This window comes from Glycomyces sp. YM15, assembly GCF_016918015.1.
In the GTDB taxonomy this organism is placed as follows: Bacteria; Actinomycetota; Actinomycetes; order Mycobacteriales; family Micromonosporaceae; genus Glycomyces.
Genome location: NZ_JAERMK010000047.1, coordinates 1 through 14,719, shown reverse-complemented (window position 1 = coordinate 14,719; position 14,719 = coordinate 1). Strand labels below are relative to the sequence as shown.

Below are 14,719 nucleotides of genomic sequence, written 5' to 3'. Positions count from 1 at the left end.
GGGTTTGTTTGGTGGTGAGAGCGGAAGTGACACACCCGGTCCCATTCCGAACCCGGTCGTTACGGCTTCCAGCGCCGATGGTACTGCACTCGAGAGGGTGTGGGAGAGCAGGACACCGCCAAACATTTACGTAGAGAAAGTGCCCCACCGCATCGCGGTGGGGCACTTTTTCATGCCCTGGAGTCGGTAATTCGAATAGAGCAATGGCCGCAACCCACTGGTTGCGGCCATTGGTCGTCTGCGTTTAGACGTACGGGCCGTCCAGGTGTTCGCCGGCGTGTTGGCGGTACCAGAGTCCCCGGTAGCAGCGCCACGGTTGCGGGCGGAGCTGGGTAGGGGCGAAGATCTGCTCGAGGAGGCGCCGGGCTTCGAGGAAGAAGTCGAGGCGTTCATCGGGCGCGGCCACGTGCTGTGAGTCGTCCACCGGCGTTTCGGCAGGGAGGATCGTGAGCGAGGGCCACATGGTGGTCTGCTCGGCGAGCGGCAGGAGCCAGGCGCGCATCTCGTCGAGCGGTTCACTGCCGACGGTGTACGTGAAGGACGTCCGGTGCCCGGCTTCGCGGGCCGCAGCGAGGATCTCCGAGAGGCGTTCCGACTGGTGGCTCGTTGCCGGGACCATGGGGTCCGCGGCCGCGGCGTCGTCGGGGACGGTCGGTTCGGATTCGACTGCGGGGCGGTCGTCTTGGAAGGTCTCGGTGGTGAGGAAGAGCAGGATCGGACCGACCTTCGCGGCCAGTTCCGTGAACGCGGTCTCGCTGTGCAGGGCCGGGGTCAGGACGCCGAGCGTCGTCGACTCCGGGAGGCCTTCGGCGGTCATCGCTTCGCGGACCGCGACGAGGTGCTCGACCACGAGGGCTTCGTCATGGACGCCGCCGGCAGAGAGTGTGACCTCGTCGAAGAGGTGCGGCTCACCGTCGTCGGCCAAGTCGGAGGCCAAGGCCTGCAACAGGTCCCGGTAGCACTTCACCAGTTCGGGAGCATCCGTGCCGGTCTGCAGGAGCAGGGTCGCGGCGGTGCCGTCCGCGCGGAGGTAGCCGCGGACCTCTTCTCCGGGTTCGGCTTCGATGATCTCGGCGACCGGAGTGCCGTCGACGCAGAGCTCGCTCAGACCGTGCTGAGGCGAGGACGGGTCGACGTGGGCGCGGAGGCTGAACGGCGAAGTCGCGCGGTCAGCCGGCAGGACCAGCATGAACTCTTCGTCTTCGGAGTTCAGGCGCAGGCGCATTCCCTCGGAGTTGTTGCCGCGCAACCCGTACAGGTTCAACGCGATGAGCAGGAGTTCGCTCCACTCGAGGTCGTGCCGGACCGCGAGGCGCCGCCAGCGGTGCACCGTCGAGGAAATCGGCCCGGCTGAGTCAGCAGGCTGTGTCGGCTCTTCCATGACCAGTTCCGATCTTTCCTCTCGTCCCCACCGCAGTCACTCCACGGTACAAGAGACTTGGCCGTACAGGTGGACGCGGTCCACCTCTATGCTAAGGGCGTCGAGAGACAAAAGCACCTGTCGTGAGCACCGGCACGCGGTTCGAGTCCCCGAGGATGTGCGGATGTTCCTCTGCCGCCCCGTCTGCTGTGCTGTCCGAGGTACCCCCGAGCGATCTGGAGTCGGGAATGAGCGATGCCGCCGGACCGTCCGGGGTCCCGTCCCCGCGTGCCCGCGGGCGGGTCCTGCAGGCGGTGAACAAGACGTGGCCCGGGTTCATCTCCGGCGCCGTCGAAGGCCGGGCGCGGGAACTGATCGACCAGGATCAGTATGCGGAGGCCGCGGAGGTCCTGGAGACCGGCATCGAGCAGTACGGGCCCGGTTCGGTATCGCAGCTGCTGCTGGCCTGGTGCCTGCATCTGAGCGGGCGCCAGGACGACGCGCTCGCATGGGCGGTGCGGGCGGTCGAGGAGGAGCCGGACAACGAGGACGCGCACTGGCTGCGGGCGAACCTCCTGTTCGACCTGGGGCGCGCCGACGAGGCTTCGGATTCGCTGTGGCGGGCGGTGGAGCTGGCGCCGGACAACGGCCGGTACTACATGCAGTTGGCCTGGTACCGCTACGTGGATCAGGAGTTCGCGAGGACGCGGGAGCTGGTGGAGCAGGCGCTGGAGCGTTCGCCCGACGACGCCTGGGTGCAGCGGACGGCCGGGCGGATCTACGACCATCACCTGCGGCACAAGCGGGCTCACGCGCATTATCTGCGGGCGCTCGAGCTCGATCCGGATGATGCCGCGGTGCGGGACGACCTGGCCGAGATCCTGCAGACGCGGGGCCGGTTGAGTGCGGGCGTGCGGGTCGCCTGGGAGACGGCGAGGGCGGCAGACGCTGGGGCGGGTGCGGTCGGCGATGCGGCCTTGGCGGCGGGCTCGGCTGACCGTGACGAGGAGAGCCTGTACGAGGTGACGCTGCGGCGGTGGTCGTGGCGCTGGTACGAGTGGGCGCTGCGGGTCGCCCTGCTGCTCAACGTGATCGACTGGATCTTTCCGACGCCGACGCCGGGTTCGGCGGTGTTGGTCGGCTCGACGGTGGCGGCATACGTGGTCGTCTGGACGTGGTCGCTGTTCAAGCTGCCGCCGGAGTGCCGTCGTGACCTGGTGGGCAAGGGCAGGCGGGGGCATTTCGCGGGGGCGACGGCGCGGACGGTACTGGTGTTCGCCGCCATGGGCCTGGTGTTGTGGGGCGAACCGACCGCGTTGCAGCACTTGGGGATCCTCGCGTTGATCATCGGCGGGTACGCGGAGTGGTACTGGCGGGCCGCGCGGATCTCGGGGCGGCGGGTGCTCGGGGCCGACCCGGACGCGTAGTGGTCTCCGGCGAGTTTCTACTAGCCGCTCGGCAAGGTAGGATGCTGCAATCGCGCGGACCTGCGGTCCGACGCGCGTTGATCCCCGGGCGGGCCGTTGCGCGGTCCGCTGGTCGCGCAGAAGGAGGCCCCGTGGTCGATCAGGGTGTGGTGTGTTCGGTCGATCCGCTCGTCAGCGGCATCGGACGCGAAGCGCTCGCGAACGGCGGCAACGCCGTCGACGCCGCGATCGCCGCGGGTGCGGCCCTGACCGTGGTGGCCCCGCACCTGTGCGGGCTCGGCGGCGACCTGTTCGCGCTGGTCCACGTGCCGGGCGAGCCGGTGCCCGCGTATCTCAACGCCTCCGGCCGGGCCGGTTCCGGCGCGGACCCTGAAGCGCTTCGCGCCGAGGGCCATGCGGTGATGCCGTTCCGCGACGATCTGCGGTCGACGACCGTGCCCGGTTGCGTGGACGGCTGGTTCGCGCTGCACGAGCGGTACGGGACGCGGCCGATGCCGGAGCTGCTGGCCCCGGCGATCCGGCTCGCCTCCGATGGCTGGCCCGCGACGGCGATGCTCGCCAAAGCCGGCGGGACCCTGGCCGGTGTCGCGGGCGCCGAGGACCTGGTCGGCCTGGAGGCGGGGTCGACCGTGCGGCGCGAGCGGACCGCCGGCGCGCTGCGCGCGGCAGCCGACGGCGGCCGGGACGGGTTCTACCTTGGCGACTTCGGGCAAGGGCTCGTCGAGCTGGGCAAGGGATTGTTCAGCGAGGCGGACCTGGCTGCGTCCCAAGCGGATTGGGAAGAGCCGCTGAGCGTCGAGGCGTTCGGGCACCGAGTGTGGTCGGCGGCGCCGAACTCGCAGGGGTACCTGCTGCTGCTCGCGCTGGCGATCGCGGACCGGTTGGAGCTGCCCGTGGACGCAGGTGACCCGTTGTGGGCGCATTACCTGGTCGAGGCCTCACGGCAGGCCGGATTCGACCGGCCGGAGCGGCTGTTCGAGGGCGCGGACGTCTCGGATCTGCTTGCGGCGGCGGGGGAGCGGGCGGCGCGGATCAGCGCGGACCGGAAGGCCGAGGTGCCGGTACGGCAGTCGGCCGGCGGGACGACGTACATGGCGGTGCTCGACGGGAACGGGATGGGCGTCTCGTACATCCAGTCGAACGCGGCCGGATTCGGGACGCGGCGCTTCGAACCGCGCACGGGGATCGGGCTGCAGAACCGGGGAACCGGGTTCAACCTGGAACCGGGGCACCCGGCCGAGTTCGGACCGGGCAGGCGGCCGCCGCACACGCTGGTGCCGGCGCTGGTGACGCGGACGGACGGGTCGCTGCGACTGGTGGCGGGGTCGATGGGCGGCGATTCGCAGCCGCAGATCGTGGCGCAGCTGATCGCGCGCGTGCTGCACGGCGGTGAGACGGTGGAGTCGGCCGTGCATGCGGCACGATGGCGGCTGCACCCGGGCGAGACCGGGTTCGGGACGTGGACGGGCGAGCACGAGATCGATGTCGAGCTGGAGGCCGGGCGGCCCGAGGCTTGGGCGTCCGGATTGGGCGAGCGCGGCTTCGCGGTGCGGGACGCGGAGGCCGGGAGCGGTTTCGGGCACGCGCACCTGATCGAGGTCGGCGAGGACGGCCGGGTCGAGGGCGCAGCGGACCCGCGCGCGGAGACGGGAGCGGTGGCGGTCGCGCCGAACTAGGGTGCGGAGTCGGGTGTCGGGCGCGCTCGGGTGTTCGGCTGCTCAGGTTGTCGGTGGGCGGTTGTACGGTCTGAGGTGACCGTTGTCGTGTTCGGGAAGGACCGGATCTGTGCCTGAGTCGTTGCGGCTTGCCGATGCCCGTCGGATCGCCATCGCCGCACAGTTGCGTCCCAAAGCGACCCGGTTCAAGACCGTGCTCGAGCGGCTCGGCTGCATCCAGCTCGACACGATCTCCGCAGTACGCCGCGCCCACGAGCTCGCGCTCCTCGCTCGGAACCTCGACGTCGACGAGGCCGTGCGGAGCCTCGACCGGCGCCGCAGCCCCATCGCGTTCGAGTACTGGGCGCACGCGATGTCGCTCCTGCCCGTCTCCGCGTGGCCCTACCTGGCGCGCCGCCGAAGGAACTGGCGCGACCGGTACCGGGACGACTCCCTCGCCGTCGCCGAAGCCGAGGTCCTCGCGCTGCTCGCCGAACGCGGAGCGATCACCGTGTCCGACTTCCCTTCCGGCGCGATGCACCGCGACCGGGGCACCGGGAACATGGGCGACAGCTGGAACCACCGCACCGACCACAAGCACGCCGTCGAGCGCCTTCTCTGGTTCGGCGATGTCGCCTGCACGCACCGCATCGGGTTCAAACGCGTCTACCAGCTCGCCGAACGCGCCATCCCCGCCGAGCACCTGTGGGACGCCGACGACGAGGCGTGCCTGCGCTACATGGTGTCCACTGCCCTGCGCAACCTCGGCGTGGGCACCACCAAGGACATCGCCGACTACTTCCGCCTCAAGATCGCCGACACCGAACGCGTGCTCCGCGAGCTCGAGATCGAGCAGGTCGCCGTCGAAGGCTGGAAGGGCCGCTCCTGGATCGACCCGCAGGTGCGCCGCACCCGCTTGACCGGCGCCGAGCAGGCGGTCGCGGTGTCGATGTTCGACCAACTGGTGTGGTTGCGCGAGCGCATGGCGCGCCTGTGGGGCCACGGCTGGAAGATCGAGATCTACGTGCCCGAACCGCAGCGGACCTTCGGCTACTACTGCCTGCCGATCTTCGTCGGCGACGACCTGCCGGGCCGGGTCGCGCTGCGCCGCAGCAACGGCGACCTCGTGGTGGAGGCCGTGCAGTGGGACGACGCCCGCGCCGACCGGGGGCACCTCCACGCCGCCGTCGACCGGGTCGCATCATGGGTGAACGCCGACGTCCGCTGGAAGGGCGAGGTGCAGCCGATCGGCTTCTGATCGAGCCCTGCTGATGCGTTTCACCCGCTGTCCGGCTGAACGCCGATTGACCTGCGGGTTCGGGCGTCAGCGTGTCGATTCGCGCCTATCGTGGGAGGTATGCAGCCCACCCGCGACCGGGCCGCTCTCGCCGCCTTCGCGGGCGCGACCCTCCTCGCCGGCGGCAATGCCGTCGGCATCAGGTTCAGCAACCGTGAGCTCGACCCGCTCTGGGGCGCGTCGCTGCGGTTCGGCGCCGCCGCGCTCCTCCTCCTCGCCATCATGGCCGCCATGCGGCTGCGTTTCCCGCGCGGCAAGGCGCTGGCGGGGACGATCGTGTTCGGAGCGCTCAACTTCGGGGTGTCGTTCTCGCTCGCGTACTACGTCCTCGTCTACCTCCACGCCGGCCTCGGCCAGACCCTGCTGGCGCTCGTGCCGCTGGCCGCGCTGCTGCTGGCCGTCGCCCAAGGCCAGGAGCGGTTCCACACGATGGCGCTGGTCGGCACCCTCGTCGCCGTGGCAGGCGTGGCGGTGGTGTCCCAGGCGCCGCTGCGCGCCGACGTGCCCGTGCCGGTCCTGTTCGCGGCCCTGGGCGCGGTGCTCTCCTTCGCGGAGTCGGCGGTCCTGGTGAAGCGCCTGCCGAAGGTCCACCCGGTGACGATGAACGCGGTCGGGATGGCGGCCGCGGCCGTGCTGCTGTTCGCGGGCTCCTTCGCTGCCGGGGACCGGTGGGTGCTGCCGCAGGTGGCGGACACGTGGTGGGCGCTGGCGTACGTGGTGGCGGCCGGCTCGGTGCTCACGTTCGTGCTCTATCTGACGGTGATCCAGCGGTGGGGGGCCTCGCGGGCGGCGTACGTGTTCGTGCTGATCCCGCTCGTCGCGATCGTCGTCTCGGCGTGGCTGGACGACGAACCGCTCACCTTGTCCCTGCTGCTCGGGACGCCGCTGATCCTCATCGGCGTGTATGTCGGCGCATTGCGCGGACACGAACGAAGGGGCCTCCCTTCCGGAAGGCCCCCAGGGTAATGCGGTTGGCGTTAGCTGGTGACGAGCGTCAGGCCCCAGGCGCTGAGGGCCGGTCCGATCGGCTGGAAGTAGGTCGTGCCACCGGAGGAGCAGTTGCCCGAGCCGCCGGAGGTCATGCCCTGCGCGCTGTTGCCGGAGATGAACGAGCCGCCTGAGTCGCCGGGCTCGGCGCACACGTTGGTGCGGGTCATGCCGAACACGGAGCCTTCGGCGTAGCGCACGGTCTGGTTGAAGGCCTGGACGGTCCCGCAGTGCCAGCCGGTGGTCGAACCGGAGCGGCAGATGGAGGAGCCGACGGCGGCCTGGTTCGCGTTGGCGACGTCACGGGTGCCGGAGTACATGTTCACGTCGTCCAGCAGAGTCTCGCCGGAGCCGACGGCGACCCAGGCGCGGTCGGCGGACGGGAACACCGAGTTGCGGAAGGTGCCCGGGGCGGCCTCGCCGCTGGTGACCCGGTCGCCCGCGTCGCCGCAGTGGCCGGCGGTGACGAAGCCGGGGGTCGAGCCCTGGCGGACCGAGAAGCCGACGGAGCAGCGCCACGAGTTCTCGACGATGTAGGCGTCGCCGCCGCGCACGAAGTACGTCTGGGGCGCTTCGGCTTCCGCGTCGACCGTGACGAGCGACGGGTCGATCCCGGCGGCCTCGATCAGGTCGGCCGCGATGGCGGCGTCGGCGGTTTCGATGACGAGCGTGTTGGTGACGACGTCGACGTAGTTGCCGTAGTAGCCCTCCATCGAGATCGGGGAGACCGCTGCGGCGGCGTCCTCGAGGGTGGCGAGGTCGTGCTCGACGAGGACCGGGGTGGCGCCTTCGGCGCGCAGCCTGGCGGTGTCGGAGGCGTCGGTGGTGGCGACGAAGATCTCGTCGGCGTCCTCCGAGACCCACAGGCCCGCATAGGCTTCGTCGAGTTCGGTGGGGACTTCTTCGAGAAGGTCGGCGGCGACGTCCTCGACCGCGAGGCGGTCGTAGGCCTCGGCCTCGGTGAGCCCGAAGGTGTCCTGGAGCTCGTCGATGAGGCCCTGGGAGACGTTGCCGGCGAGTTCGGCGCGGGCCGTTTCGGCCTTGGCGTCGAGGATTTCGGCCGAGGCGGGTGCGGCCCCGGCGGCTACGGAGAGAGCGGTGGCGATGGCACCGACAGCGGTGACTGCAAGTGCGCGTTGGCGTTTCATGTGATGCGTGCCTTTCGGGTGAGGGCATCGGCGGTCGTCGGGGAAGGCGATCGCCATGGCAGGCCGGCGTCGCCCGCTGGTTGCGGACGAGACCGAGATGATGGTGAGCCGTGCCATACAAGGAGACTAGGGCCAAACGGGAAAAAGTTAAAGATGCAAGTAATTCAGTGAATATCAACCAAAGTGGTGTGTTGTTTCAGGAATGTCAATCCACCTGTTAATTCACAGAATTACGGGCAAAAAGGGGCGCAACCGCATGTGCGGTTGCGCCCCTTCGGGTCTCCGGCTTTAACGGAACGCGTCGGCGTTCGCGCTCGCCCACGCGGCGAACGTCAGTGCCGGGCGGCCCGTGACCCGCTCGACCGTGTCCGACACCGTCCTGCCCTCCACCGGCGTGTTGCCCAGCGCCTCGGTGAGGAACGCGATCACACCCTCCGGCATGCCCTCACCGCGCCACTTCGCGTGCGCCTCATCGACGGTGAGTTCCACGAACTCGATCTCGCGACCGATCGCCTCGCCGATGACGCGGACCTTCTCCTGCATCGTGAGGACCTCCGGGCCGGTGATGGTCAGCGACTCGTCGTCGTAGCCGCCCTCGAGCAGGACTTTCGCGGCCACCGCGCCGATGTCGGCGGGGTGGACCATCGCGCTGAGCCGGTCGCCGAACGGCTCGCGGATCGCGCCGTCGGTCTTGACCGGTTCGGCCCACCACATGGCGGCGTTCGACATGAACTCGACCGGGTGGAGGTAGGTCGTCTCGATCGCGCTGGCGGCGAGGGCCTGTTCGAGCGGGCCGGTGGCGACCCCGCCGAGGACTGTGGCGCGGTGGACTCCGGCGGCCTCGGCGAGGGCGACGAGCGCGACCGGGTCGGGCAGTGCGCCGTAGCCCTCGCCCGCGAAGTTGATGAAGTGGACGGCGTCGACGTCCTTGAAGGCGTCGGCGACGGTCTCGGGGGCGGCGAGGTCGCCGACCGCGAGCTCGACGTCCGCGGGGAGCGCGGCGTCGGGGTCGCGGGTGAGGGCGCGGAGGCTGACGTTCGGGTCGAGGGCCTTGAGCTGCTCGATGACGTTGCCGCCGACGGTGCCGGTGGCGCCGGTGATGAGGATGCGCATGGGGTTCTCCTTCTTCGAAACTCCGGAACGGAATGACATGTTCCAATAATAGCAGAGCGGAATGATCTGTTCCAATAGAGTGGGGAGATTTTCCTGAACACCCAGGTCAGTAGTGCCATGAGGCGGTCGCGATGCCTCTGAACATCATCGATCCGTGCGTCTGAGCCGATCGCCGCGCTGGATTCGGGCAGGGTGGATCGCCGCGCGGGCGGCGCCGCATGCCGTGGTGGATCGGGTCTATCGCTCGCGTGGGTCGCCGGCCGTGATGAGGCCGGTCTCGTAGGCGCAGACGACCGCTTGCGCGCGGTCGCGGAGGCCGAGTTTGCTGAAGACCTTCCCCACGTGGGTCTTCACCGTCTGCTCGGAGACGAACAGCGCCTTGGCGATCTCAGGATTCGACAGGCCTCGCGCGATGAGCCGCAGGACCTCTTCCTCGCGCGGCGTCAGCACGTCGAGTCTCGCCGACCGCCGGAGCGCGGGCTTCGCCTTGAACGACTGCTCGATGAGCCGCCGCGTCACCGACGGCGCCAGCAGCGCGTCGCCCGCGGCGACCACCCGCACGGCCGCGATGAGGTCGCCGGGAGGAGCGTCCTTGAGCAGGAACCCGCTGGCGCCCATGCGGAGTGCCTCGTACACGTAGTCGTCGAGATCGAAGGTGGTCAGCATGAGCACGCGCGGACGCCGCTCCTCGGGCGCGGAGAGGATCCGCTTCGCCGCCTCAAGGCCATCCATAGTGGGCATCCGGACGTCCATGAGCACCACCTGCGGGCGCAGGCGCGTCGTCTCGGTCACCGCGCCCACACCGTCCTCGGCGTCGCCGACGACCTCGATGTCCCGCTGCGCGTTCAGCAGTGCCGCGAACCCGGCCCGGACCATCGCCTGATCGTCGGCGATCAGCACCTTGATCGTCACAGGGTCTCCTCAGTGGTCGAACGGTCCTCGATCGGCAGCACCGCTTGCACACGGAACCCGCCGTCGACGGTCGGTCCGGTCTCCAGCATCCCGCCGTCGAGCGAGACGCGCTCGCGCATCCCGACCAGGCCGAGCCCCTGCGAATCCGGCTCCACCCGGCCCGCCTCCGGTTCGGAGCTCGCCGGTTTCGCCGGCGCCGGGCCGTTCACCACCGTAACCGTGACCTGCCCGCCGACGGCGGCGACTGCAACTTCGGTCCGCGCTCCCGGGGCGTGCCGGACCACGTTGCTCAACGCCTCCTGCACCACCCGGAACACGTTGAGCGCCACAGTCTCCGGCAGACCTTCCGGCAGCTCGCCCAACTCGAGGCTCACCGGCGTCCCCGTCCGGTCGACCGACTCCGCCAGTCCCCGCAGCGCCGCCGGGCCCGGCTGCGGCGCCCGCGCGCCCGCCTCGTCCTCGCTGCGCAGCACGCCCAGCAGCCGCCGCATCTCCGCGAGCGACTCGCGCGCCTGGCCGCTGATCGACCGGAACTCCGCCTTCGCCTCCTCACTCAGATCCGCGAGCCGGTACTCGGCCGTCGAGGACTGCACCGTGATCACCGACATGTGGTGCGCCACAATGTCATGCAGCTCCCGCGCGATCCGCGTCCGCTCCTCCAGCAGTCGGCGCTGGTGCCGCTCCGTCTCAGCGACCCGCTCCTCCTCGGCCACCCGCGTCCGGGCCTGGCGCCAGATCCGGACCGTGAAGCCGATCAGGAACGCCAGCGCGCCGAGCAGCGAGCCGAGCACGATGCTGTCGGAGGCGGGGTTCGGGGGAAGGTCGTACAGGGAACCGAATCCCGGTTCCAGCTTGTGCGCGTTGAAGGCCCAGATCGCGTAGAGCGCCGCGATCAGGTACGACAGCCACGCGAGGACACCGTAGAACGCCCGGCGGTCGCGTCCGATCGCGAAGAGCACGACCAGGAACGCGAACAGGTTCGCGCTCGTCAACGGCCAGGGTTGCCACTGGGCGAAGCTCGCGCCGAACATGGTCGCCGCGTATGAGGCCAAGACCAGCGGCCAGGCGGCTACCGGTTGGAACCGGGCGAGGACCACCGCGACCCCGGTGGCCGCGGCCGGGATCGCGGCCCAAGTGATGTTGTAGTCGACCCGCAGCACCTGGTTCTCGATCGCGAACAGCATCAGCCCGAAAGGCACCGAACCGGGCCCGAAGATCGCCAGGATGGTGGTGAAGCGCCAGCGCCAAGTGCCGTTGCCGACCGGCCCTGCGGCCATCAGGTAGCTGATGAGGATGCGAGCCGGGCGCGGCTCGGCCAGTTCGGCCTTGTTCCGCCGGGACTGCTTGGTCGGCTCGGTGTCGGACTTCACGCCACCAACCTATGCCGGTCCCGTCCTGCGCGGCCTCACTCTCCGGTACGGGTCGCGGCCGCGCCTCTCACCCCACGGTATGAGGTCCGAGTCCACGCCGCGGATTGAGGGAACCGCACGTGGGCGCTCCTACCGTTCGCCGCATGATCCACAACGTGTTCCGCTCGCGCGCAGCCGGAGTGACCGCCATGGCCGCGGTCGCGGCCAGCCAGGCCGGTTTCGCGGTGATGCACCTGACCCAGTCTCAAGCGGTGGACCCGGTGGCCACCCCGGTGTCAAGTTACGCCTTGACCTGGCCCGGGATCGTCCTGTTCCCCGTCTCGGTGCTGGCCTTGGCGCTGGCGTGCGCGATCCTCGCCGGGCGCGGGGTCGGTCTGGCCCGCGAGGGCTTCATCCGCTTCCTGCTCGGCTCGACCTCGGTGATGCTGCTGTGCGCGGCGATCTTTCGCACGGGCACTCCCGAATCGGGCCTCACGTGGTGGGCGCAGATCCACCGTTACACCGCTGGGGCGGCGTTCGTGCTGCTCACGGTGGTCGCGGCGCTGTGCGCGATGCGCATGAAGGATGCCGACGTGCCCGACTGGGTGCGGCGCGGCACGTGGTGGGTGACCGGCCTGGCCGCGCTGACGTTCCTGACGACGACCGTGAACACCTTCCTGCCGGGTTTCCTCGACGGCGGCGACTGGCGCGGGGTCGGGCAGCGGGTGCTGCTCGTGGTGCTTTCGGCGCTGGTGTGGATGCTGGTCGCCAACTCGGTCCGGGCGGCGAACGTGACGGTCCCGGCCGGCGCGCTGGCTCTGGCCCGGACGGCAACGCCCGCAACGGTTTCGACCTCCGGGCGTGTCCCGGTCGGTGCCGAGCGGTTCGCGAGGGCTCCGGGCGCGGTCACCGGCCAGGTCGGCGACGCCGTGCCCGCGCTCGCAGGGACGCGGTCATGACCGGGTTCGCGCGGCTGCGTGCCCGGTGGGGTCGGGCGCGGATGGGGATCGGGAGGTGCGGCGAACTGCGCAGGCGGGGGCCGGTCGGGGTGTGGCGCGACGGCGGGGTCTTCCGCCGCAGCGAGGAGGCCCCGCAGGGGTCGTCCTTCGGCAGCTGGTTCTGAGCGATAGCCTCGGGGTGTCATTTCAGCGTGCGTCGACAAGCCGGTGCACCGGCGTATTCTGCTCGCTCTCACTGAACTGCAGACGAACCCGAGGCCAGACGGTGCCAATAGGCTCAAGGGCTACGACGATCGGTGGCGGATTCGGGCCGGCGACTGGCGCGTCATGTACCAGATCGAGGATGGACGGCTCGTCGTTGGAGTCGGCCACCGCAGCAAGGTCTACAAAGGGAGCTGACTGCGGTCCCGCGCATGCGCAGGACCGCAGCCGCGCCTTCGATCTGAAGACCGGGGCCGGGTTCGTTCAGGGAGTGACGACTCGTAGGGCGTCTACGCCGAGGTCTGCGCCGATGTGATGGCGGCCAGTTCCGGGTAGACGATGCTCGGGTCGGCGTTCAGGACCGCTTTGAGCTGCACGGCGTCCCGGTCGGCCAGGACCTCCAGGGCGCCGGATTCGATGCCGTCGAGGCCGGCGCGGGCGATGTCGGCGGGGTCGCTCTTGTCCGCCTCGATGCCGGCGAGCATCTCGGTGTCCATGCCGCCGACGTGCAGCCCGGTCACCTGGATCCCCTGTGGAGCGAGTTCGAGCCGGGCTCCGTTGGTGAGGCTCCAGGACGCGGCCTTCGCCGCGGAGTACGCGTGCCCCATCCCGGCCGAGCGCCAGGACAGGATCGAGAGGATGTTGAGGATCGCCCCGCCGCCGTTCCCGCCGAGGACGGGCGCGAAGGCCCGCACCATGTTCAGCGTGCCGAAGTAGTTGGTCTCCATCTCCCGCCGGATCGCGTCCTCGTCGCCGTCGACCAGGTTCTCGAACGTCGCGATCCCCGCGTTGTTGATGAGGATCGTCGCGTCGGAGGCGGTCGTCGCTACCGCCGCGACCGATGCGGGGTCGGTGATGTCGAGCTGCACGGGCTCGACTCCGGGAAGGTCGACGGAGGCGATGCGGCGCGACCCGGCATAGACCTTGGCCGCGCCGCGTTCTAGGAGTTGCCGCGCGAATTGGCGGCCCAGGCCGCGGTTGGCGCCGGTGACGAGTGCGATTGATCCTTGGATTTCCATGGGCTCGACGCTATGACCTCACGTCGGCGTCAGGGGCAAGCGACGGTGGCGGACGCCACATCGATCGAGGATTCGGGAGGACGCGGATGCGCATCGGGGAACTGGCCGAAGCGACGGGCGCGACCGTACGCGCCATCAGGTACTACGAGGAGCAGGGACTCCTGCACCCCGAGCGGACCGCGAGCGGCCAGCGGACCTACACCCGCGACGATGTGGACCAGGTCGTCTGGATCCGGATGTTGCTCAGCAACGGCCTGCCCAGCAGAGCGATCGTGAAGCTCCGCCGCTGCACCAGCGCCGACGAGGTCACCCCCGAGCAGCGGGCGATCATCTACGAGGAGCACGCCCGCATCGAAGCCGAATACCAGGCCATCGCCGCCGTAAAAGACCGGTTCAACTCGATGCTCGCCTTCATCGGCGACGGGCCGGGAGGACCCGGTTAGATCGAGTTCGCATACTGCTCGAACGTGTCCGAGCCCCCTTGGTAGAGGGCGAGGGCCTCTTCGAGCTTCTCCTTCGCCTGCTGCCACTGCGAAAGCGCCTCGCCGGGCATGGAGCTGCCGGTGTCCTGGGTGGCGGCGGTGCCGACGCCGATCGCGTTGTCGGTCTGGGACTGGGCGCCGCCGATGGCGCCCATCGCCTCCTGGACCTGCTCGATCGCGCCCTGGATCTGCGACTTGATCTCCGCGGTGCTGGCCATGCGCCGTCTCCTCGCTCCTGGATTGCTGCTGCCGCACCCACCGTAATGGACGCGGCCCGCAATTCCGCACCAGCGCATCGACCGATCGGTTGATTCCCGGTCCGCACATCGATGCGTGAAACCGCACCTGAGCGCCCATTCGACTGGGCCTCAAGACGGTCCGGTCTGATCGGTGCTGTCTTCGCAGTGTTCGGCCGAACCGAACCGAACCGAACCGAAGCGGGGCTGGGCTGGGGATGGACATCGGCCTGGCATGGCACCCGCGCCTGTGTCGAGGTCGCGTGCATCCACGAAATGGCGGCCTTGGGCTTCCGGCCTGCGGGAGAGAGCTTCTCAAGGTCAAGGCGGCGGCGACAAAGACGTGAAGGGAGGCCGGGCGCCGCGATCGGCTGCCCGGCGCGACTCGATCCCTGCCGTTCCCGGGATGATCCCCGATGCTGCTGCAGGCCGACGCCGTGCGCCGATGGACATGGGGATGGGGCCGGACCCGTACGGGGGTGTGGCGTGTGGTGTTGGGTGTTGCGGTGTGTCCCCTCGGCAGGTGCCGCCTGCCGAGGGCGAGGTAAGAACGGGATGGGGTCGAGGGTCGACC

General features: G+C 69.8%; 14 protein-coding genes and 1 rRNA gene. 8 read left to right on the top strand and 7 right to left on the bottom strand.

The genetic code is table 11. The features are described 5' to 3' along the window. Positions 1–7: 7 nt before the first annotated feature. Positions 8–124, top strand: a 5S ribosomal RNA gene (rrf, locus tag JHY01_RS25860). A 120-nt stretch (positions 125–244) separates the two neighbouring features. Here the strand turns inward: rrf and JHY01_RS25855 are convergent. Further along, positions 245–1,381, bottom strand: coding sequence for a hypothetical protein (locus tag JHY01_RS25855; protein ID WP_205328616.1), 1,137 nt, complete (start codon positions 1,379–1,381; stop codon positions 245–247). Between the two features lie 227 nt (positions 1,382–1,608). Here JHY01_RS25855 and JHY01_RS25850 point away from each other — a divergent pair, with 227 nt between their 5' ends. From JHY01_RS25850 to JHY01_RS25835, 4 genes are all read left to right on the top strand, one after another. After that, positions 1,609–2,787, top strand: coding sequence for a lipopolysaccharide assembly protein LapB (locus JHY01_RS25850; protein WP_205328615.1), 1,179 nt, complete (start codon positions 1,609–1,611; stop codon positions 2,785–2,787). Between the two features lie 131 nt (positions 2,788–2,918). Then, positions 2,919–4,463: a gamma-glutamyltransferase family protein gene (locus tag JHY01_RS25845; RefSeq protein WP_205328614.1), complete on the top strand. Its 1,545-nt coding sequence runs from the start codon at positions 2,919–2,921 to the stop codon at positions 4,461–4,463. 109 nt (positions 4,464–4,572) lie between these two features. Continuing rightward, complete coding sequence (locus JHY01_RS25840; RefSeq protein WP_205328613.1) at positions 4,573–5,700, top strand: DNA glycosylase AlkZ-like family protein; 1,128 nt, start codon at positions 4,573–4,575, stop codon at positions 5,698–5,700. A gap of 99 nt (positions 5,701–5,799) precedes the next feature. Next, the gene (locus JHY01_RS25835) at positions 5,800–6,705 is read left to right on the top strand and encodes a DMT family transporter (protein ID WP_205328612.1); all 906 of its coding nucleotides are present in this window, start codon (positions 5,800–5,802) and stop codon (positions 6,703–6,705) included. Between the two features lie 11 nt (positions 6,706–6,716). On the opposite strand, the gene JHY01_RS25830 is transcribed toward JHY01_RS25835, so the two are convergent. The 4 genes from JHY01_RS25830 to JHY01_RS27535 all read right to left on the bottom strand — a co-directional run bounded on the left by JHY01_RS25830 (position 6,717) and on the right by JHY01_RS27535 (position 11,269). After that, entirely contained in the window at positions 6,717–7,874 is a 1,158-nt protein-coding gene (locus tag JHY01_RS25830; RefSeq protein ID WP_205328610.1) for a S1 family peptidase, read from the bottom strand. Positions 7,875–8,162: 288 nt separating this feature from the next. Further along, a complete protein-coding gene (locus JHY01_RS25825) occupies positions 8,163–8,987 on the bottom strand; it encodes an NAD(P)H-binding protein (protein WP_205328609.1) in 825 nt (274 codons plus the stop codon). A 237-nt stretch (positions 8,988–9,224) separates the two neighbouring features. Next, a complete protein-coding gene (locus JHY01_RS25820; protein WP_205328608.1) occupies positions 9,225–9,899 on the bottom strand; it encodes a response regulator transcription factor in 675 nt (224 codons plus the stop codon). Next, positions 9,896–11,269 carry a sensor histidine kinase gene (locus tag JHY01_RS27535; protein ID WP_205328607.1) on the bottom strand — a complete coding sequence of 458 codons (1,374 nt, stop codon included), beginning with the start codon at positions 11,267–11,269 and terminating at the stop codon, positions 9,896–9,898. The genes JHY01_RS25820 and JHY01_RS27535 overlap by 4 nt, the downstream gene beginning before the upstream one ends. Before the next feature lie 143 nt (positions 11,270–11,412). Here JHY01_RS27535 and JHY01_RS25810 point away from each other — a divergent pair, with 143 nt between their 5' ends. Both JHY01_RS25810 and JHY01_RS25805 read left to right on the top strand, forming a co-directional pair. After that, positions 11,413–12,207 carry a DUF998 domain-containing protein gene (locus tag JHY01_RS25810; RefSeq protein ID WP_205328606.1) on the top strand — a complete coding sequence of 265 codons (795 nt, stop codon included), beginning with the start codon at positions 11,413–11,415 and terminating at the stop codon, positions 12,205–12,207. A gap of 207 nt (positions 12,208–12,414) precedes the next feature. Then, a complete protein-coding gene (locus tag JHY01_RS25805; protein WP_205328605.1) occupies positions 12,415–12,606 on the top strand; it encodes a type II toxin-antitoxin system RelE/ParE family toxin in 192 nt (63 codons plus the stop codon). Positions 12,607–12,698: 92 nt separating this feature from the next. On the opposite strand, the gene JHY01_RS25800 is transcribed toward JHY01_RS25805, so the two are convergent. After that, positions 12,699–13,427 carry an SDR family oxidoreductase gene (locus tag JHY01_RS25800; protein WP_205328604.1) on the bottom strand — a complete coding sequence of 243 codons (729 nt, stop codon included), beginning with the start codon at positions 13,425–13,427 and terminating at the stop codon, positions 12,699–12,701. Between the two features lie 86 nt (positions 13,428–13,513). Here JHY01_RS25800 and JHY01_RS27530 point away from each other — a divergent pair, with 86 nt between their 5' ends. Next, positions 13,514–13,870, top strand: coding sequence for a MerR family transcriptional regulator (locus JHY01_RS27530; RefSeq protein WP_205328603.1), 357 nt, complete (start codon positions 13,514–13,516; stop codon positions 13,868–13,870). Here JHY01_RS27530 and JHY01_RS25790 read toward each other — a convergent pair. Then, on the bottom strand, positions 13,867–14,127 hold the full coding sequence (locus JHY01_RS25790; protein ID WP_205328602.1) for a hypothetical protein: 261 nt from the start codon (positions 14,125–14,127) through the stop codon (positions 13,867–13,869). The genes JHY01_RS27530 and JHY01_RS25790 overlap by 4 nt on opposite strands. Positions 14,128–14,719 lie beyond the last annotated feature (592 nt).